This is a genomic window from Xanthomonas hortorum (assembly GCF_024339125.1).
Lineage (GTDB): Bacteria > Pseudomonadota > Gammaproteobacteria > Xanthomonadales > Xanthomonadaceae > Xanthomonas > Xanthomonas hortorum.
Genome location: NZ_CP101417.1, coordinates 2,094,851 through 2,113,893 on the forward strand (window position 1 = coordinate 2,094,851; position 19,043 = coordinate 2,113,893).

A 19,043-nucleotide genomic window follows, 5' to 3' on the forward strand; every position below is an offset into this window, starting at 1 on the left:
CGTGCGACTCAGCCTGCCGCCTTACTCGCCACTTTCTTGACCACACGCTTGGCGGCCTTCTTGGCGGCGGTTTTTTTCTTGGCCGGGGCCTTTTTGGCAGCGGTCTTGGTCGCAGCAGTCTTGGTGGCGGTCTTCTTGACCGCCGTCTTCTTCGGCGACGAATCCTTGACCGTATTCTTCTTCAGCGTGGCCTTCTTTGCACCGAAGCCCTTGCGCACCGGCTTGCCGGTGTCGGTCAGCAACTGCTGCACTTCTTCGAAGCTCAGCGACGCCGGTTCGCGATCCTTGGGGATCTTGCCGTTGAGTTTGCCGTCGCTGATATACGGGCCGAAGCGGCCGTTGAGCACCTGGATATCGCTGCCGTCGAATTCCTTGATCACCCGATTGCGTGCGATCTCTTCCTTCTCTTCGATCAGGAACACCGCGCGTTCCAGATCGATGGTGTACGGGTCGTCTTCTTTCTTCAGCGAGGCATACACGCTGCCACGGCGCGCAAACGGCCCGAACCGGCCGATACCGACGCTGACGTCCTGGTCCTTGTCCTGGCCCAGCGCGCGGGGCATCTTGAACAGTTCCAGCGCATCTTCGATGGAGATCGAAAAGATGCTCTGGCCCGGGCGCAACGAGGCGAATGTGGGCTTTTCTTCGTCTTCGACCGTGCCGATCTGCACCATCGGGCCGAAGCGGCCGATGCGCGCGCTGACTTCCTTGCCGCTGACCGGGTCGGCGCCAAGCACGCGCACGCTGCCGGCGTCGGTCTTGTCCAGCGAATCCTTCTTGTCTTCGACCAGTTCCTTGAACGGGCCCCAGAACTTCTCCATCAACGGAATCCATTCCGCTTCGCCACGCGAGACCGCATCCAGATCGTCTTCGAGCTTGGCGGTGAAGTCGTAATCCACGTAACGGGTGAAATGCCCGGACAGGAACTTGGACACCGCACGGCCCACGTCGGTGGGGCGGAAGCTGCGGCCGTCCATTTCCACGTACTTGCGGAACTGCAGGGTCTGGATGATCGAGGCGTAGGTGGACGGACGGCCGATACCGTATTCCTCCAGCGTCTTGACCAGCGCCGCTTCGGTGAAGCGCGGCGGCGGCTGGGTGAAATGCTGATCGGTGACGATGCGGTCCAGCGGGATGTTGTCGCCGGCCTTCATCGGAGGAAGCTTGCGGCCCTCGTCCTCGTCTTCGCTGCTCTTGGTGTCCTTGCCTTCTTCGTACACGGCCAGAAAGCCCGCAACCACGACGGTGGTGCCGCTGGCACGGAACACATGTTCGCTGCCGGCCGACAGATCGACGCTGACGGTGTTGAGCGTGGCCGGAATCATCTGGCAGGCGACTGCGCGCTTCCAGATCAATTCGTACAGACGGCGCTCGTCGTCGGACAGAAAGCGCGCCACCTGTGCGGGTGTGTGCAATGCCGAGGTCGGGCGGATCGCCTCATGCGCTTCCTGCGCATTCTTGGATTTGGTGGTGTAGGTATTGGGCTGATCCGGCAACGAGGCGGTGCCGAAATCGCGCGCGATCACGTCGCGGATTTCCGCCAACGCGTCCTGCGACAGGTTCACCGAGTCGGTACGCATATAGCTGATCAGGCCGACCGAGCCCTCGTCGCCCAGTGCCACACCTTCGTACAACTTCTGCGCCACCTGCATGGTCTTGCGGGTGGTGAAACCGAGCTTGCGCGAGGCTTCCTGCTGCAACGTGGAGGTGGTGAACGGCGGGGCGGGGCGGCGCTTGCGCTCCTTGCTGGCCACGTCGGTAACATGCAGCAGGCCTTGCGCCGCCTTCTGGATGCGCAAGCGCGCCGCTTCGGCGGTGTCGCCGTCGGTGACGGTGAACTGCTCGAATTTCTGCCCGTCCAGCTTGATCAAACGCGCATTGAACGGCTGCGACGGATGCCGGCATTGCGCATCGATGGACCAGTATTCGCGTGCGATGAAGGCTTCGATCTCTTCTTCGCGCTCGACGATCATGCGCAGCGCCGGCGACTGCACGCGGCCGGCCGACAGGCCGCGCTGCACCTTGCGCCACAACACCGGCGACAGGTTGAAGCCGACCAGATAATCGAGCGCGCGACGTGCCTGCTGCGCATCGACCAGGTCGGCGGCGATCGCGCGCGGCTTGAGCATCGCTTCCTTGATCGCACGCGGGGTGATCTCGGTGAACACCACCCGCTGCATCGGCTTGTCCTTGAGCAGACCGCGCTCTTTCAGGATCTCGGCGATGTGCCAGCTGATCGCCTCGCCCTCGCGGTCCGGGTCGGTCGCCAGAAAGATGTCGTCGGCGGTCTTGGCTGCACGCGCAATGGCTTCGACATGCTTCTCGTTCTTTTCGATCAGGTCGTAACGCATCGCGAACCCGTTGTCCGGATCGACCGCGCCTTCCTTGGGGACCAGGTCGCGCACGTGCCCATACGAGGCCAGGACGGTGAAGTCCTTGCCGAGGTATTTATTGATCGTCTTGGCCTTGGCGGGCGATTCGACGATGAGCAGGTGCTTGGGCATGGTGGTTAATTCTTTGGGCAGGGCCCGGGGGGCAGGTAGCGTGGCCTAATTGGCCGGTGGAGGGAAGCAGATCGCCTGTTTCCCACACGTCAACGCCCGGGATGGTAGCCCGGGCGTTCAGTTCTCTTATTAGAAAGATCACGGCAGACGCCGCCGTGTCAAGCGGCTTCGGCCACGAACCCTCAGTTCTGGCTCATTCCGATCGCTGCAATCATGATTGCGGCGAAGATCACGCCAATCACTACTATCACCGCATAAATGGCCAGCACCACAATCGTGACTGTGTCCAGCCCCGTGGATTGCCGCTCCGGGTGATCGGTGAAGGCCCAGCGATCCACCACCAGGGTCTCGCACACTTTGTCGTGCGGGGCCTGCTTGCGCTGGGTCATGCCGGCCATGAACGCCGCCACGATCGCGCCGATGCCCAGGGTGAGCACGCTGATCAGCATGTAGGCCAGATAGCGCAACACGTTGCGCCAAAAACCGACCCGGCCGCCGTTGGTGTCGGCGCGCACCAGCTTGATGCCGCAGGCGAGCTTGCCCAGGCTGGCCTGGTGCCGGCTGGACTGCATCCAGGCGAAATACAGCGTCGGGATGGCCAGACCGATGCCATACGACACCACCATGATCGCGATGCCAAGCGCGCTACCGTCGTCCAACGCCGAACCGGAATCGCCGCGGGTGGTTGCCAGCGCCACGACGAACACCAACGGGATCACGATCAGATATACCGCGAAGGTGGTCACGAAGCTGTCCAGGATGCTGGCCGCCACGCGCCGCCACAGGCCGGCGTAGACAACCGGGGCATCCTGCAAAGCAACGCTTGCGGTGGGTGCGGCGGCGGCTACGGAGTCCCAGGCGCTGGGAATTGGCACGCCAGCGGGTGTCTGCGACGAGGCATCGGCAGGCGTCGCAGGCGCGTCCGAGGCCTCGGTCAGGATGGGGCTTGAGGCCGCCGGGGGTGTCGCTGCCTCTGCCGGCGTGGTGGACCACGCTACCGGATCTGCCGGTGCAGCGTGCTCGCTTGGCGGAATCTGCTGCTGATCCACTGCTGCAGGGTGATTGGCAAGGCCAGATTCGGTCTGCGCGAACGAGGCATCTGCAGCGGAGCCGGCAAACGGCGCCGCTGCGGCGGGCGCGTTATCCACCGGGGCGCTGGTCGGGTAAACCGTCGCTTGCGGTTCACTGGCCGGAACGTCCACTGATGTATATCCGGTCGGCTCGGGGGGCGCCGACACTGCTGTATCGACGCCCAGTTCGGCCGCGACCTCGCGCAGCGCCACCCACTGCGGCAGACCTTCGCGCCAGACCAGGCTGGAGCGGTCGATGATGCCTTGCGACAGGCGCGCAACCAGCGTGTCGGTGTCGATCGGCCCCTGGCGTTCGCGCTGGGCGTCGGCGTAATACCACTGCGTCATTGATGTCCCCTTGGTGAAACGATTGGCTTGAGCGTGAGATGCATTTGAGCTAACGCGCTCTAACCGCGGCAGTCCGGCGGAAGTTGGTTGTCGTCGATCTCGGAACTGCACTGCCAACTGCTGGCATCAGCGTCGAAATCCAGCCACAACGCCTTGCCATCGAGCTTGGCCGATTTCGGTGCATGCATCACCGCTTCGATGCCGCACTGGGTGGTGTCGAAACGGCCGACCCGCACGCTGGTCAGCACGTCGTTTGCATAATGCTCGGGCGCCTGGAACCCGCTGTCGCCATTGACTGGACAACGGCCTTCCTGCGCGAGAAATTCGGCGATCTGCGGCTTTAATGGCGCCAATGCGGCCACCGCCTTGGCGACCTTGGTGCGTCCCACATAGTCCTGATAAGCCGGCAGCGCGATTGCAGCCAGAATGCCGATCACCGCCACCAGGACAAACATCCCCACCACCGCGCCCAGCACCACCGCCAGCGACCATCCCGGCCCGTGGTTCGGCAGGCGATGCGCTGGCAGTACAGACACGTGGGCAGGCGACATGTGTGCCGCCGCCGATGGCAGTGGCGGAGGCCGCGCTGCAGCGCCCAACTCGGTGGAAATCGGCGGCCCGAGCTCTTCGGCGCAGGCAGACAAGGGCACCCATTGGGTCAGGCCTTTGCGCCAGACCAGGGTATCCAGGGCAATCGCGCGATCACGATACAGGCCCAGCAAGGCCTCGCCGGCCACCGGGCCACACCGATGGCGGTTGCCCTCGGCGTAATACCAACTGCTCATTCCCGTCCCCACGCACGCGCTTCCATCGCGGCTTCGACCCTCAGTGTACGGGTTCAGGCTCGTCGAGGAACATCTGCGTTTCCATCCAGGCATAGGCCGCTTCGGCACCCGGCTGGTTGAACAGCACCATCAGCACCACCCACTTGAGGTCGTCCAGATCAAGCTCGTCCTGGTCCAGCGCCATGGCGCGGTCCAGCACCAACTCGCGCTGATCGGCATCGAGAATGCGGTGTTGCTCCAGGAACATCAGAAACCCACGGCAGTCCACATCGAGCTTGTCCAGTTCCGGGCCGTGGTAGATACGCACCGGCCCGTCGACGTGCGGGCGCGCAACACTAGGCCGCTGCTCGGAGAGCGCGTCCAGCCAATCGAAGGCTTTACTGATTTCTGCAGGGCTGAAGCCAGCGTGGATCAGGCCATTCTGAAGCGAGTCACGGTCACGGACCAGGTCCGCGTCTTCGCTGAAATAATGTTCGAACAGGTACAGCAGTACATCAAGAATGCTCTCTTTCATTGCCCCTCGGCCTGCGTCGCGCGACGCTGTGGAGGTGAAGAAACTAGGGATTGCGGGTATAGCGACCGTGCTCGGTGACCACGTCTCCCTCCAGTTCCATGATGAGCAGCATGGAGGACAGCGTGGCGGCCGTCAATCCGGTGCGTTCGACCAATGCATCCATAGGGGTTGGGTCGTGGCCAAGTGCCTGCCACAAGCGCTGGTAGTCCGGATCCGGGCGCGCGGTAAAGGCCTTGGGCGCCGTCCTGGCCTGATCAGTGGGGGCGGCCAGGCGCTGGCGCAAGGCATCGGCCAACTCGCCCGAGAGCAGGCGCAGCCCGTCGATGATCTGGGCCGGCTCCTGGGCCAGGGTGGCACCCTGCCGGATCAGGTGATGGCAGCCGCGCGCGAGCGGATTGTGCAGCGAGCCGGGCAGGGCGAACACTTCACGCCCGGCCTCGGCTGCCAGCCGCGCGGTGATCAGCGCGCCCGAGCGCATGGCCGCTTCGACCACCAGCGTGCCCAATGCCAGCCCGGCGATGATCCGGTTGCGGGCCGGGAAGTGCCCCGCGGCCGCCGCTGTGCCGGGCAGGTACTCGCTGACGACCGCACCACGCGCGGCGATGCGATCGCGCAAGCCGTGATGGTGTGCGGGATAGGCCACATCGGTGCCGGTGCCGACCACCGCCACGGTGATGCCGTCGGCGCGGGCAAGCGCGGCCTCGTGGGCGATCGCATCCACGCCTGCCGCCATGCCGCTGACGATGCCCAGCCCGGCGCTCGCCAGGCTGGAAGCAAACGCGCGGGTGTGCTCCCGCCCTCCGGCCGTGGCCGCACGGCTGCCGACCACCGCCACCGCTGGATGCCATAACGCATTGGGGTCGCCGTCCACGAACAAGGCCAGCGGCGGATTGACCAGATGCCGCAGCAGCGCGGGATAGTCCGGATCCTGCCAACCGATGAGGTGATGCCCGGGCTGCGCACACCAGTGCAGCGCAGCGTCCAGCGCCTGCGCGTCGGGGAGACGCAGCAGGGCCGATTGCAGCGCGTCGCAGCCGGCAGCGCGCCATGCATCGGAGCCGGCGGCTAGGATCTCGGCCGGCGAGGCGAACGTCGTCAGCAGCGTACGGCGCGGCGGGCTGCGGCCGCCGGCCAGCAGCAGGATCAACAACGCACGCAGGTCGGGAGCAATCAGGGCCATGCAGTCAGCGTAGGCCGCAAACGACGACGGCGCCCTCAGGCGCCGTCGCGTTACAGCATCGGATTTTGTCGCGCTTACTGCGCGTCTGGATGCTTGACGATGTAGCCCAGGCCGGTCGGCTTGACGCTTTCCATCACCAGCGCATAGCTGACCTTGTCGAAGGTGCGGAACACCATCGCGTGCGAGACGTATTCGTCGGGCAGGCCGACGGTGGAACCGGCCGGACCGCTGAAATCGTCATCGGTCCGCGAAAAACGCGAGTGCTTGACGCGGTCGCTGACCGTGCGGCCCTTGCGCCAGATCGAGAACACCGTGCCGTTGTTGATGCCCTCGCGCGCGCCACCGGAGATGGCGATCACGTCGCGGGTACCGCCGACGATGAAGGCATCGGAGATGGCGAGTACGCGCAACTCGGTCTGCGTGGCCTGTTCCGACGGTGGATGCGGAATGAACTGCAGATCGTAGGGCTGTGCCTCGACCGCGATGATGCGATCGCCCGCACGCACTTCACGGCCGCTGTCCTGCAGCAGCAAAGTCGCCGCCTTGGAATTGCCGCCTGCCGCGCTGCGGGTAATGGTGCCGACGTTGACCTGCGCCAGTTCATACCCCAGGAACTCGCGGCGACTGCTCGGTGCGATGTAGTTCTTCCAGATGTTGCCGGAGCCGGCGACGCTATTGCCGGCCATATCCAGATCATCGTTGGGCTTGGGCAGGCTGAACTTCACGGTCGGGCGCACCACTGCAAAACGCTGCCCCGGCTGCGCGTCGTCCAGGCCGACCACATACGCCAACTGGCCAGTGGTGGCACGCGAACGACCGCCCTCCAGACCGACGACATACGGCAGGCCGTCGAAGTCGTCGGTGACGCGCAGGTTTTTGAGAAACGGCTCGACGTCCGATAGCGGAATCGCATTGATCGGCGCTTCCTGACGCGGGCCGGGCTGCACAGTGCCCTTGGCGACGCGATCCAGGTAGGCCAGGCTGATCACATCGCCCGGGTAGATCAGGTGCGGATTCTGAATTTGCGGATTGGCCTGCCAGATTTCCGGCCACAGCCACGGCTTTTGCAGAAAACGCCCAGCGATGTCCCAAAGGGTATCCCCCTTGCGCACCACGTAAGTCTCTGGATGTTCGCCCACCGCTTGCGCGGCAGCGTAGGTCGCGACGGTCAGCATCGCCGCAGCGACGACCGTACGAAGTCGGTTCAACATGAGTGCCTTCTTGCCTGATTCCCCAACAGGTCCGCGCACTATAGTCCAGAAACCCCGGCGTTACGCAAGCAGTGCGCTAGAATAGGAGCGTCTTGCCGGCGCCGCGCCGGTGTTCCCAGCACGGGTAACCCCATGGCTTTGCTCCCTATTCTCGAATTTCCCGACCCGCGGCTGCGCACCAAGGCCGTGCCGGTCGATGCTGCCGAGGTCACCAGCCCGGCATTTCAACGCTTGCTCGACGACATGTTCCAGACCATGTACGAGGCGCCCGGCATCGGCCTGGCCGCCAGTCAGGTGGATGTGCACAAGCGTTTCATGGTGATCGACGTCAGCGACGAGAAGAACCTGCCGCAGGTGTTCATCAACCCGCAAATCGTCAGCAAACAGGGCGAGCAGCTGTATCAGGAAGGCTGCCTGTCGGTGCCGGGCATCTATGCCGATGTCAGCCGTGCCGATGCGATCACGGTGCGCTATGTCGACCGCCACGGGCAGGCGCAGGAACTGAGCACCGAAGGCCTGCTGGCGGTGTGCATCCAGCATGAGATGGATCACCTGGACGGCAAGTTGTTTGTCGATTATCTGTCGCCGCTCAAGCGCGAGATGGTGCGCAAGAAACTGGCCAAGCAGCGCAAACACGTTGCCTGACGGCCGGGATTCGGGAGTCGGGATTCGGAAGGCCGGTTCTCTCACCGATTGCCGAATCCGCCCCTGCGACTCCCCAATTTCCACTCCCGAATCCCCCGCCCAATGAAAATCATCTTCGCCGGTACGCCGGATTTTGCCGTCGCCTCGTTGCGCGCTGCCGCGCAGCGACATGAAGTGGTGGCGGTCTATACCCAGCCGGATCGGCCTGCAGGCCGCGGCCGTGGGCTGACCGCCTCGCCGGTCAAGCTGGAAGCGATCGCGCGCGGCATCCCGGTGTTTCAGCCGCAGACGCTGCGCTCGCCCGAGGCCCTGGCGACGCTGCGCGCGCTCGATGCCGACCTGATGGTGGTGGTGGCTTACGGCTTGATCCTGCCCAAGGCAGTGCTGGCCGCGCCGACCTACGGCTGCTGGAATGTGCATGCCTCGTTACTGCCGCGCTGGCGTGGCGCCGCGCCTATCCAGCGTGCGATCGAGGCCGGCGATACCGAAACCGGCGTGTGCCTGATGCAGATGGAAGCCGGTCTGGATACCGGCCCGGTGCTGCTGTCGCAACGTCTGGAGATCGGGGAGCAGGAAACCGGCGGGCAGCTGCACGACCGCCTCGCCGCGCTGGGTGCGCAGGTGCTGTCCGATGGACTGGGGTTGCTGCGTGCCGGCGTTCGCCCGGTGGCGCAACCGCAGCCGGCCGAGGGCGTGACCTACGCGCACAAGCTGGACAAGGCGCAGGCGCGGCTGGACTGGGCGCAGCCGGCGCAGGAACTGGCGCGGCGCGTGCGCGCATTTAATCCATGGCCGGTGGCCGAGGCGATGCTGGCCGGTGAGCGTGTGCGCCTGCATGGTGCAGTGGCGCTGGAGCTGGCACATCGGCAGGCGCCGGGCACCCTGCTGGCCGCCAGCAAGCAGGGCATCGATATCGCCTGCGGTGCGGGCGCGTTGCGGGTACGCGTCTTGCAGCGCGAGGGCGGCAAGGCGATCACCGCCGCCGACTACCTAAACGCGCGCCGCGATCTGCCGGCGCTGACCTGATGTCGACGGAAGCCGCTACTGCCGGCGTTGCCTCGCGTCTGGCCGCAGCGCGGGTGCTGACGGCGGTGTTCGACCAGGGTCGCTCGCTCAAGGCCGAGCTGGCTGCGAGCTTGCCCGGCCTGAGCGATCCGCGTGACCGCGCGCTGGTGGAGGCGATCTGTTTTGCGGTGTTGCGCCGCCGCCCGGCCTACGACGTAGCGCTGCGGCAGTGGCTGGAGCGCCCGTTGCCGCCGCGCGATGCCGAACTGAAAGCGCTGCTGATGGCCGGCTTCGCCCAGCTCGACGTGTTGCAACTGCCCGCGCATGCGGCGTTGTCGGCCACCGTGGACGCGTGTCGTGCGCTGGGCCGGCCGCGTCAGGCCGGCATGGTCAACGCGATCCTGCGGCGTGCGCAGCGCGAGGGTTTCCCGGCGGTGTCTGCCGATGCCGGTTGGCCGTCCTGGTTGCGCAAGCAGCTGCGCGCCGATTGGGGCGATGACGCCGAAGATATCTTCGTTGCAAGCGCGCTGATGGCGCCGATGTGGCTGCGTGTGCATCGCGGGCGCACCGATCCGGCCGCGTATGTCGCGCGCCTGGCCGAACTGGGCATCGCTGCCGAAATCGATGCGGTGTTGCCGGATGCGGTGCGCTTGCACAGCGCGCTGCCGGTGAGTCAGTTGCCGGGCTTTGCCGAAGGCGAAGTCTCGGTGCAGGACGGTTCTGCGCAGCAGGTGGCCGATGCACTGCCGTTGGCTCCATCGGCGCGCGTGCTCGATGCCTGCGCCGCGCCCGGTGGCAAGGCTGCGCATCTGCTGGAACGCCATCCCGGCCTGCAGCTCACCGCGCTGGATGTGGATGCGCGCCGGCTGGAACGCGTGCAGCAGACCCTGCAGCGCACCGTGCCGGGCGCGCAGGTGGCGCTGCATGCGGCCGACGCCGCCGATCCCGCCGCGTGGTGGGACGGGCAGCCGTTCGATGCGGTGCTGCTGGATGCGCCGTGTTCGGCCACCGGCGTGGTGCGTCGTCAACCGGATGTGCTGCTGCATCGCCGCGCCGACGATATCGATGCCTTGAGCGCCTTGCAGGCACGCCTGCTCGATGCGACCTGGCGCACGCTGCGTCCGGGCGGGCAGTTGCTTTACACCACCTGCTCCTTGCTCGCGCGTGAGAACCAGGCCCAGGTGGAGGCGTTTTTGCAACACACCGCCGATGCACAGGCGCAGCCGCTGGGTGCGCAGTTTGGTCATGCGGCAGGGCCGGGGCGCCAGCGGTTTCCAGGCGAGCAGCACTGCGACGGATTTTTCTACGCGCTTTTGCTAAAAACCTCCTGATCGCGCGCCGAGTCGGCGTTCCCTCCTGTTTCCCACTGCCGCCGGCCATGCTCAAGACCCGTGCTTCCACCGATTTCTGGCTGCTGGCCATCACCGCTGTATTGGTCATCGGTGCCGGCCTGGGATTGCGTGACCCCTGGCCGGCGGATGAGCCGCGTTTTGCGCTGGTCGCCAAGCAGATGGTGCTGAGCGGCGACTGGCTGTTCCCGCATCGCGGCAACGAGCTGTACTCGGACAAGCCGCCGATGCTGATGTGGCTGCAGGCGCTGTTCTACACGCTGCTGGGCAATTGGCGGGTGGCGTTCCTGCTGCCGTCGCTGCTGGCAGCCTTGGGCACGCTGGCCTGCGTGTACGACCTGGGGCGGCGGCTGTGGACCCGGCGCGTGGGCCTGTATGCGGCCTGGATGCTGCTGTTCACGTTGCACTTCACCTTCCAGGCCAAGAAGGCGCAGATCGACCCGCTGGTGGTGTTCTGGATCACCCTGGCCAATTACGGCCTTTTGCGGCATCTGTTGATGGGCCCGGCCTGGCGCTGGTGGACGCTAGGCTGGTTCGCCGCCGGGCTGGGCGTGATCACCAAAGGCGTTGGCGTGATCGCGTTGCTGATGCTGATCCCGGCCGGCATTGCGTCGGCGCGCGGTTGGCCGGGCGTACGCGTGCATGTGCGCGATCAGCGCTTCTGGCTGGGGCCGCTGTTCTTCTTTGTCGCGATCCTGCTGTGGTTCGTGCCGATGATGGTGACCGCGCTGACCGCCGGCCAGCCCGAATACCGCGTGTATCTCAACGACATCCTGCTGCGCCAGACCGCCAAGCGCTACGCCAGCTCCTGGGACCACGCGCAACCGGTCTGGTACCACTTGAAGGGCATGGCCACGATGTGGCTGCCGACCATCCTGCTGCTGCCATGGGCAATCCCGGCCTGGCGGCGCCGGCTCAAGCGCCGCGATCCGCGCTATCTGCTGCCGCTGGCGTGGTGGCTGTTGGTGCTGGTGTTCTTCACCATTCCCAGTGGCAAGCGCGATGTCTACATCCTGCCGGCGCTGTCGATGTTCTGCCTGGCGCTGGCGCCATTGGCGGCGGGGCTGTTGCGGCGGGCCGGGGTGCAACGCATGTTGTTCGGTTTCACGCTGCTGCTGACGCTGGTCTTCAGCGTTGGCGGGGTGGCGATGCTGATCGGGCATCCGGGCTTCGAGCAGAAGATCATGGACAGCCGCGGAGTCGGCAGCGAGGCGACTGACCCGCTCGGCTGGCTGTTGCTGGCGGTGGGGGTGTGGGGCGTGGCCAGCTTGCTGTTGCTGCGGGTGCGCCGCTCCGCGCTTGCGGTCGCCTCGCTGCTGGGCGCGTGGTGGGTGGCATTCGGGCTGGTCTGCTACCCAATTTTCAACGACTCCAGCTCGTCGGGCGCGGTGATGCGGGAAGCCGGGCGCCGGATCGGGGTGGATGCGCAGCTTGGGCTGGTGGCCTGGAAAGAGCAGAACCTGCTGATGGCCGACCGCCCCGCGCAGACCTTCGGCTTCAAGGTGCCGTGGGAACAACAGCTGCAACGCGGGGTGACCTGGCAGGCAGAGCAGCCTGCGCAACGCTGGCTGTTGGTACAGGAAACGGCGTTACTGGCCTGCGTGGATCGCAGTCGCAGCCAATTGGTGGGGGTGGCCAACCGTCGTCGCTGGTGGCTGGTGCCGGCCGATGCGGTGCGCGGCAGCTGCGTGGCAAGCTCCAACGAGCGGGCGGTGGAAGCACAGGAGCAGGGCAACCTGGAGACCGAATGAGGGCGCCAAGCAGACCTCCCGGACACGATTTGCGCTGCGTCAATGCCGCCGCTGGCCGCTGTCTAGCGACGATTCATGCGGGGCATCGTTAGCTTGGCCGGCGTTGCCGCTGTGTGTTGCCCGCTTTACCTCCCTTTCGCCACCGATGCTCGATGAATTCCTTGCCCACTCAACCCGCTTCGCTGTCGCAGACTGCCCCCATCGCATCGCGGGCAGGCGTGCGCATCGCCGAACTGGGCGTGTTCCTGATGACCGCGCTGGTGGTCAGCATGCCGAGCGGCCTGCTGCCGTTCGGCGTGTGCCTGCTGCTCGGTTCGCTGGTGGGTTGGCGCAACCTGCGTGCGGGCATCGTGACGCGCGATGGGTCGCTGCGTGCGCTGGGCTGGCTGACGGCGGCGGTCATCGCGATGTCGCTGCTGTCGATCGCCCTGTTCGAACATGGGCTGCGCGACGTCGATAACCGCTCGCGCTTTCTGGTATTGCCGTGGGCTGCGTTGTGGGCGTACGCGCTGCAACCGCGCCAGGTCTGGTTGTGGCGCGGTGCACTGGCCGGCGTGTTCGCAGCCATGTTGATCGCCTTGTTGCAGGTGATGAACGGTGCCGACCGCGCGGAAGGCTTTACCAACGCGATTGTGTTCGCCGATATCACGCTGATGCTGCTGGTTGTGGCGGTGTTCTGTCGTCCGGTGGGCAACGTGCGCTGGCTGGTCGGCGCGGCCATCGCGGCGGTGGTGGTCATCGTGCTCAGTGGCAGCCGTGGTGTGTACCTGTCGTTGCTGGTGACACTCGGTGTGCTGATCTGGGGCGCGGCCTGGCATAGCCCGCGCATGCGTTTGCTGGCCTTCATCGGCAGCGGCGTGCTGGCGGTGGGCGTGATCGTCAGCGTGCCGGCCTTGACCGATCAAATGCGTCTAGGTGAATTGCAGAGAGATCTGCAACGCTACGAGGTCGGCGACAGCGATTCGTCTGCCGGCGCCCGCATCGAGCGGCTGCATGTGGCCTGGGATACCTTGCGCGCGCATCCGCTCACCGGCGTGGGCGTCGGGCGTTTCGACGATGCGATGCGCGAGTTGCCGGTGTGTGCCGGCGATACCTGGTTGCTGCGTTGTCATCTTGGTCACGCGCATAACGATCTGGCCGAATGGGGCGCCACGCAGGGCGTTCCGGGCCTGTTGTTGTTGATCGCGGTGTATGGCGTGCCGCTGTGGATCTTCGTGCGACTGCATCGGCGCAGCGGGCAGCGCCAGTTTCGCGGGCCGGCAGCGGCCGGCGTGATGATCGTGATCAGCTACGCGCTATGTGGATTGACCCAATCGATGTTCGCGCATCAGGTCTCGGCGAGTTTCTACACGGCGATGGTCGGTGTGCTGGTTGGCCTGGCAGCGCGTCAGGCGCAGCAGGCCGCAGCTCAGTCGCTGCGTTGATCGTCCGCGCGCGGCGGGTCCTGCACCGGTTGGTTGTGCTGTAGCAGCCACAACATGATGGTCTTCTGGCGCACGTAGTTGGCACGCACATAGGCGTAGATCAGCCCGTGCCAGCCATCGCGAAAACCGCCACGCAGCAGATAGCCGCGCCAGAAACGCCAGGCCGGCGCCAGCACCAGCTTGCTCCAGGTCGCGCGTTTGCCGCGTGCGTACTCGTGCTCGGCCATCATCTGCGCATAGCGCTGGGTCTTGGCCAGCTGCTGCGCCAGTGAGCGATACGGGTAATGGATCAGATCGCCGGGCAGGGTGACGACGGTTCCATCCACACTCGCCGCTTCGTGGATCTCGCGCTTGCCGCGCCAGCCGCCACGCCGGCGATCGAACAGGCGCAGCACACGATCCGGATAGGCATTGCCATGGCGCAGAAAGCGGCCGAAGTAATCCGACAGCCGCGCGAAGCGATAGCCGGCCGCCTCGGTGAAGCCCGCATCGCGCGCGGCGATGATCGAGCTGCGCAAGGCATCGCTGATGCGTTCGTCGGCATCCAGGCACAGCACCCAGTCGTGGCTGGCCTGTTCGACGCAATACGCCTTCTGGCTGCGATAGCCGTCGAAGTCGCGTTGCAACACGCGTGCGCCAAGCGCAGTGGCCAGCGCCACGGTGGCGTCGGTGGAGCCGGAGTCCACCACCACGATCTCGTCGCAGAACGCCAGCGAGCTCAGACAGTCGCGTAGGCGATCGGCCTCGTTGAACGCGATAATGCAGGCGCTGATGCGCGGCCGTTCGTCGGGTGCGGTCAAAGAGGACATGTGATGGCCGAGTACCTGCTGTTCGCAACGGAGCGTTACGCGTTGCCTATTCTGGCGCCATTGGCGCAGGCATTACAGACCCGCGGCCACTCCGTGTCGGCCTGGTTCGAGGGCGGTGCGCGTGGGCTGGCCTTGCCGGGTGTGCGCGAGGTCGGCCTGCGCGAGGCGCTGGCGCTGCGTCCGCGTGCGGTGTTCAGCGCAGCCAACTGGGTGCCGCCGTTTATCTCCGGCGCCAAGGTGCAGCTCTTCCATGGCTTCAACGTGCAAAAGCGCGAAGACAATCGCGGCCATTTCCGCGTGCGCGGTCTGTTCGATCTGTACTGCACGCAAGGTCCGGCCACCACGGCACCGTTTCGTGCATTGGCCACGCGCGAAGGGCATTTTGCAGTGGTCGAAACTGGCTGGCCGAAGCTCGACCCGGTGTTCCGCGACGATGGCGGACGCAGCGCCGCGTTGCGCGCGCCAGCCAACGGGCGGCCTGTGATCCTGTTCGGCTCCACGTTTACCGAGCGCTTGAGCGCTGCGCCTGCGCTCTATGCTGAGATCGCCGCCGATATCGCGCGCGGCGCGCATTATTGGCTGCTGACCTTGCACCCGAAGTGCGCGCCGGACTTGTTCGATCGTTATCGCGCGCTGGCCGGGCCGAATGCCCGCTTCGTCGAACCCGAAGAGGTCATGGCCGCGCAGCGTGCGGCCGATGTGCTGGTGTCGGATACGTCATCGATCGTCTCCGAGTTTGTGGTGCAACACAAACCGGTGGTGACCTTTCGCAACCGCGTGCCGCAGCCGCATATGCTCGACTTTCAGCAGCCTGATCAACTGCCGCAGCAACTGGCGCGCGCCCTGGCGCCGGATGCGGTGCTACGTAGCGCGCTAGCCAGTTATGCCGACGCGATCCATCCATATCGCGATGGGCAGTCGTCGGCGCGGGTGATTGCCGCGACCGAGGACTTCATCGCCGGCAAGCTCGGCCCGTTGCGACGCAAGCCGTTGGGCGCGCTATGGCGCGGGCTGCAGATTCGGCGCGAACTCGGGTATTGGGGGCCGGCGCAACGTTGATTGCTGGTGGTGCGCAATGCCAGTGCCGATCAGCGACGCTGATCCAAACTGCCATTCCCCATTCCCCAATCCCCAATCCCCAATCCCCAATCCCCAATCCCCAATCACCAATCACCAATCACCAATCACCAGCGCAGCTTGCGCCGCGTCAACGCCGCACCGAGTTGTGCCTGCAGCTGCTGCGCCTGCGCCAACGGCACAAAGCGCAGGCGTAAAGCCGGGCCGGTTGCGCTGGCGCCGGCGGTGTCCAGCCAGAGTGTGGCGGTGCCGGACAACCGATCCAGCGGCGAGCGTTGCAGTTGCAGCGCCTGCAGCTTGTCCAGTTCGGCCAGCCGCCACCAACGCTTCCACCAGCCACCGCGCACGGCCACATAGCGCGCATCCAGCGCATAGCCCATGCGTTGCACCTGGCGATACGCCTTGAACGCACTCCAGGGCAACCACAGCAGCACCCACGCCGCCTGACTGCCGAATTGCCAGGCCAGGCCGGCCATCAGCGGCAGCAGCAACAGCAACGTAGGCAGACTTAGCCGCCACCAGCAATGCGTGGCGATCGACTGCCACTGCGCAGGCGGCCAAGCAGCACCGGGCAGCAGGCGCTGCAACAAGGCATCGCAGCGCGGCGGGTCGGCGATCGGTGCGAGTTCCTTCAACGCGCTGCCTTCGTTATCGCCAGTGCCTGCCACGGCAGTGTCCACGCGCAACTGGCGCCGGCCGAACAGGCGATGCAGGCGGCTTTCGTACAGCGTCCACGACTGGATCCGCCGCAACGCCACGCTGCTGCGGACGCGCGTCAACAGGCCGCGCTCCACGGTGAGACGGCGCTCGGATTCACTGAGATGAAAGCCATGGTATTGCGCCACCGCCAAGGCCACAGAGAGCGCGCGCATAGCGAGTAACACCGCTAAAAAGCCGATCAGCACCAACGCAGCGGTGACTACCGTGCCCGGATGGATCTGGCTGACATAGCGATACGCCAGCTCGCCGTTGTGTTCGACGAAGTTGGACACCGTGCGGCGCGGAATCATCTGGTAGATCACACCGAAACTGGCTGCCACCACCACCATGCCGCGATTGGAAATCAGCCCCAGCCGGATCACTTCGCCCATCGGCAGGCGCAGCAGCGTGTTGCTGTTGTTGTCGAGCTGCGGCGCGGCGGCATCGGTGTGCTGCGCGCGGCGACGGATCAGGTCTTCCAGCGCCAGGGCCTGATCCAGCCGCAGCACGCGCATTTCCGCTTCGGGTTTGTGGCCACCGGCCGATTCCAGCCGCACTTCGGCCACGCCGGCCAGCCGGTGCAGCAGCGATTGATGCACCACCACGTTGTGGATACGCGCGAACGGGATGTCGCGCCGGCTGCGTTCCAGCAGGCCGCTGCGAATGGCCACGCCGTCGGTGCCGATGCGGTAGCGGTAGGTGAAGTAGCGCAGCACCGAAATCGCCACCAGCACCGCGATCACCACGCCGGTGGCGATGTGGTCGGCAAAATCGCGGCTGCCGTCGCGGCTGCCGAACAACACGAGCGCGGCCAGCGGAATCAGGAATTGGCGGATCTGCTGCAGCAGCACGAACATCCACGACAGCGGATGCAGGCGCTGCTCGGCATTGCCGGGATGTTCGATCGCGCTCACAGCGCGTCGTCGTCGTGATCGAGCTGGCGCGCGAGGCGGTCGCGCAACCGCTCGGCATCGTCCTGATCCAGGCCGGACAACGCCACCGCATTGAGCCGGCTGCCGGCGGTGTGCACCACCAGTGTGGTCAGGCGCGTGGCGCGCTCGATCGGGCCGCGGCGCAGATCCACATGCTGCACGCGCGAGATCGGAATCCGTGTGTCGCTCTGCCACAGGTGGCCGCGTTGCAGCGCCAGGCCATGCTGGTCGAGCTTCCAATGGGTGAGCCGATGGCGTTTGACCGCAAACCAGGCACCCAGTGCAGCGGCCACCAACGTCACACCCAGCACCACCGGCCAGTAACCCCAGGCGTGCAGCGCGGTGGCCATCACGCCAGCGGCAATCAGCCCGGCGAATCCGCCGCCCAGCGCGCCGTTCACCCCAGCCACATAGGCGCCACGCTGCGGTAGCGACTGCCACTGCGTGTGGTCCACGGCCGGACTTTCTGCCGGAGCGGCTGGGACGATGACATCGGGGTGCGGCGGTGGAGCGTCGTGCACGAGGCTGGCCTGCAGAAGCGGTGCGCAAGCATAGCCGGGCGCCGAGGGCGGGCGCATCCGGCGCAGGCCGCGCTTACTGCGCGGCCAGAATCAGCGCATCCACATCCAGCGCGTGGCCGGCACGGGCGGCCTTGGTGCGCAGGTATTGCTCGTTTTCGGGGGTGATGTCGCCGGTGACCGGGATGCGGTCTTCGACGCTGATGCCTGCCGCGCGCAGGCGTTCGGCCTTGGCGGGGTTGTTGGTCAACAGCCGGATCCGGCCGATGCCCAGGCCGCGCAGCATTGCCACCGCGCTGCCGTAGCGACGCTCGTCCGGGCCGAAGCCCAGCTGCGCGTCGGCATCGATGGTGTCCAAGCCCGCGTGCTGGTAGCCGTAAGCGCGCATCTTGGCAGCGATGCCGGTGCCGCGGCCTTCCTGGTCCAGATACAGCAGCACGCCGCCGCCGAGGTCTTTCAGCTTGGCCAGGCCGTGCCGCAGTTGATCGCCGCAATCGCATTTGAGCGAGCCGAACAGATCGCCGGTCAGGCACGAGGAATGCACGCGTACCGGCACCGCCGCCGAGAGGTCGGGCTGGCCGACCACGATCACCACCTGGTCGCGCTGCGCCACCCCGCCTCGAAACACCACGAATTCGCTCATGCCCAGGCCGCGCAACGGCACCGGCGTACGCGTGACCAGCTCATAGCCGGCGGCGGCGGATTTGGCGCAGCCGGTGCTCAGGTCGTCCAACGCCAGCGACTGGCAGCCGGCGAAGGCAGCCTGGTCGTCCGCGTCGCGCAGGTCTACCGCCAGCATCGCCGGCAGCAATAGCCCCAGACGCGCGATCTCCACCGCGCCTGCGTCCAGCGCATCGCCTGCGGTCCACTGCGTCGGCACCGGGGTGTCGCGCAGGTAGGCCAGCGCGGCAAGCTGGTCGTAGCTGTGTTCGATCAGCGCCACGCGCGCGCCCTGTGGCGCGCTCAAACCCAGTACCTGGGCGCGGGTCGGGGTGACGAACAGATAGTGACGCCCCTGCGCCGCACGCGCGAAGGCCGCATACGACTGCGCGGTGCTGCTGTCCAACGCCAGTACCGCGCGCGCCTGCCCGTTAGCAGCCGTCAGCAGCACCGGGCGGCCGGACCGCAGTTCGGAGGCGGCGCGCTCACAGCGGATCGCCGCCGGATCACCGAAGGCGTGTGCGCTGGGGGAGAGGACGGGGCTGCTCATGCACGACTCCAG

16 protein-coding genes are annotated in these 19,043 nt (G+C 66.1%); 6 read left to right on the forward strand and 10 right to left on the reverse strand.

From position 1 onward, the window contains the following. Positions 1-8 precede the first annotated feature (8 nt). The 6 genes from NMB96_RS08760 to NMB96_RS08785 form a co-directional block, all read right to left on the reverse strand. On the reverse strand, positions 9-2,504 hold the full coding sequence (locus NMB96_RS08760) for a DNA topoisomerase I (RefSeq protein WP_255086686.1): 2,496 nt from the start codon (positions 2,502-2,504) through the stop codon (positions 9-11). 182 nt (positions 2,505-2,686) lie between these two features. Next, a complete protein-coding gene (locus NMB96_RS08765; RefSeq protein WP_023905387.1) occupies positions 2,687-3,922 on the reverse strand; it encodes an RDD family protein in 1,236 nt (411 codons plus the stop codon). A gap of 59 nt (positions 3,923-3,981) precedes the next feature. Further along, positions 3,982-4,707 carry a pilin gene (locus NMB96_RS08770; protein WP_255086688.1) on the reverse strand — a complete coding sequence of 242 codons (726 nt, stop codon included), beginning with the start codon at positions 4,705-4,707 and terminating at the stop codon, positions 3,982-3,984. Between the two features lie 40 nt (positions 4,708-4,747). Then, the gene (locus NMB96_RS08775) at positions 4,748-5,221 is read right to left on the reverse strand and encodes a DUF494 family protein (protein ID WP_023905385.1); all 474 of its coding nucleotides are present in this window, start codon (positions 5,219-5,221) and stop codon (positions 4,748-4,750) included. Between the two features lie 43 nt (positions 5,222-5,264). Continuing rightward, on the reverse strand, positions 5,265-6,401 hold the full coding sequence (gene dprA, locus NMB96_RS08780) for a DNA-processing protein DprA (RefSeq protein ID WP_255086689.1): 1,137 nt from the start codon (positions 6,399-6,401) through the stop codon (positions 5,265-5,267). 74 nt (positions 6,402-6,475) lie between these two features. Then, positions 6,476-7,612, reverse strand: coding sequence for a LysM peptidoglycan-binding domain-containing protein (locus NMB96_RS08785; protein ID WP_006453162.1), 1,137 nt, complete (start codon positions 7,610-7,612; stop codon positions 6,476-6,478). A gap of 132 nt (positions 7,613-7,744) precedes the next feature. On the opposite strand from NMB96_RS08785, the gene def reads away from it, so the two are divergent. The 5 genes from def (at position 7,745) to NMB96_RS08810 (ending at position 13,786) form a co-directional block, all read left to right on the forward strand. Further along, positions 7,745-8,257: a peptide deformylase gene (def, locus tag NMB96_RS08790; RefSeq protein ID WP_006453163.1), complete on the forward strand. Its 513-nt coding sequence runs from the start codon at positions 7,745-7,747 to the stop codon at positions 8,255-8,257. 102 nt (positions 8,258-8,359) lie between these two features. Next, the gene (gene fmt / locus NMB96_RS08795; protein WP_006453164.1) at positions 8,360-9,283 is read left to right on the forward strand and encodes a methionyl-tRNA formyltransferase; all 924 of its coding nucleotides are present in this window, start codon (positions 8,360-8,362) and stop codon (positions 9,281-9,283) included. Next, positions 9,283-10,593 (forward strand): 16S rRNA (cytosine(967)-C(5))-methyltransferase RsmB, encoded by a 1,311-nt coding sequence (gene rsmB / locus NMB96_RS08800; protein WP_023905381.1) that lies wholly within the window; start codon positions 9,283-9,285, stop codon positions 10,591-10,593. The genes fmt and rsmB overlap by 1 nt, the downstream gene beginning before the upstream one ends. 47 nt (positions 10,594-10,640) lie before the next feature. Beyond that, positions 10,641-12,362, forward strand: coding sequence for an ArnT family glycosyltransferase (locus NMB96_RS08805; RefSeq protein WP_023905380.1), 1,722 nt, complete (start codon positions 10,641-10,643; stop codon positions 12,360-12,362). A gap of 152 nt (positions 12,363-12,514) precedes the next feature. Then, positions 12,515-13,786: an O-antigen ligase family protein gene (locus NMB96_RS08810; RefSeq protein ID WP_023905379.1), complete on the forward strand. Its 1,272-nt coding sequence runs from the start codon at positions 12,515-12,517 to the stop codon at positions 13,784-13,786. Here NMB96_RS08810 and NMB96_RS08815 read toward each other — a convergent pair. Further along, complete coding sequence (locus NMB96_RS08815) at positions 13,771-14,595, reverse strand: glycosyltransferase family 2 protein (RefSeq protein WP_023905378.1); 825 nt, start codon at positions 14,593-14,595, stop codon at positions 13,771-13,773. The two genes, NMB96_RS08810 and NMB96_RS08815, sit on opposite strands and share 16 nt — an antisense overlap. On the opposite strand from NMB96_RS08815, the gene NMB96_RS08820 reads away from it, so the two are divergent. Further along, on the forward strand, positions 14,596-15,654 hold the full coding sequence (locus NMB96_RS08820) for a CDP-glycerol glycerophosphotransferase family protein (RefSeq protein WP_255086690.1): 1,059 nt from the start codon (positions 14,596-14,598) through the stop codon (positions 15,652-15,654). A gap of 125 nt (positions 15,655-15,779) precedes the next feature. Here the strand turns inward: NMB96_RS08820 and NMB96_RS08825 are convergent, their stop codons facing one another. From NMB96_RS08825 to ribA, 3 genes are all read right to left on the reverse strand, one after another. Next, positions 15,780-17,285 carry a PH domain-containing protein gene (locus tag NMB96_RS08825; RefSeq protein WP_023905376.1) on the reverse strand — a complete coding sequence of 502 codons (1,506 nt, stop codon included), beginning with the start codon at positions 17,283-17,285 and terminating at the stop codon, positions 15,780-15,782. Then, positions 17,282-17,758 (reverse strand): PH domain-containing protein, encoded by a 477-nt coding sequence (locus tag NMB96_RS08830; RefSeq protein ID WP_043889904.1) that lies wholly within the window; start codon positions 17,756-17,758, stop codon positions 17,282-17,284. The genes NMB96_RS08825 and NMB96_RS08830 overlap by 4 nt, the downstream gene beginning before the upstream one ends. Before the next feature lie 139 nt (positions 17,759-17,897). Then, positions 17,898-19,031, reverse strand: a complete 1,134-nt coding sequence (gene ribA / locus NMB96_RS08835; protein ID WP_023905374.1) for a GTP cyclohydrolase II RibA — start codon at positions 19,029-19,031, stop codon at positions 17,898-17,900. Positions 19,032-19,043: the final 12 nt, after the last annotated feature.

Coding starts and splice junctions, on each gene's coding strand:
- NMB96_RS08765 (WP_023905387.1), bottom strand. CDS start 3,922: ATGACGCAGTGGTATTACGCCGACGCCCAGCGCGAACGCCAGGGGCCG.
- NMB96_RS08775 (WP_023905385.1), bottom strand. CDS start 5,221: ATGAAAGAGAGCATTCTTGATGTACTGCTGTACCTGTTCGAACATTAT.
- dprA (WP_255086689.1), bottom strand. CDS start 6,401: ATGGCCCTGATTGCTCCCGACCTGCGTGCGTTGTTGATCCTGCTGCTG.
- NMB96_RS08770 (WP_255086688.1), bottom strand. CDS start 4,707: ATGAGCAGTTGGTATTACGCCGAGGGCAACCGCCATCGGTGTGGCCCG.
- NMB96_RS08805 (WP_023905380.1), top strand. CDS start 10,641: ATGCTCAAGACCCGTGCTTCCACCGATTTCTGGCTGCTGGCCATCACC.
- rsmB (WP_023905381.1), top strand. CDS start 9,283: ATGTCGACGGAAGCCGCTACTGCCGGCGTTGCCTCGCGTCTGGCCGCA.
- def (WP_006453163.1), top strand. CDS start 7,745: ATGGCTTTGCTCCCTATTCTCGAATTTCCCGACCCGCGGCTGCGCACC.
- NMB96_RS08760 (WP_255086686.1), bottom strand. CDS start 2,504: ATGCCCAAGCACCTGCTCATCGTCGAATCGCCCGCCAAGGCCAAGACG.
- fmt (WP_006453164.1), top strand. CDS start 8,360: ATGAAAATCATCTTCGCCGGTACGCCGGATTTTGCCGTCGCCTCGTTG.
- ribA (WP_023905374.1), bottom strand. CDS start 19,031: ATGAGCAGCCCCGTCCTCTCCCCCAGCGCACACGCCTTCGGTGATCCG.
- NMB96_RS08810 (WP_023905379.1), top strand. CDS start 12,515: ATGAATTCCTTGCCCACTCAACCCGCTTCGCTGTCGCAGACTGCCCCC.
- NMB96_RS08815 (WP_023905378.1), bottom strand. CDS start 14,595: ATGTCCTCTTTGACCGCACCCGACGAACGGCCGCGCATCAGCGCCTGC.
- NMB96_RS08785 (WP_006453162.1), bottom strand. CDS start 7,612: ATGTTGAACCGACTTCGTACGGTCGTCGCTGCGGCGATGCTGACCGTC.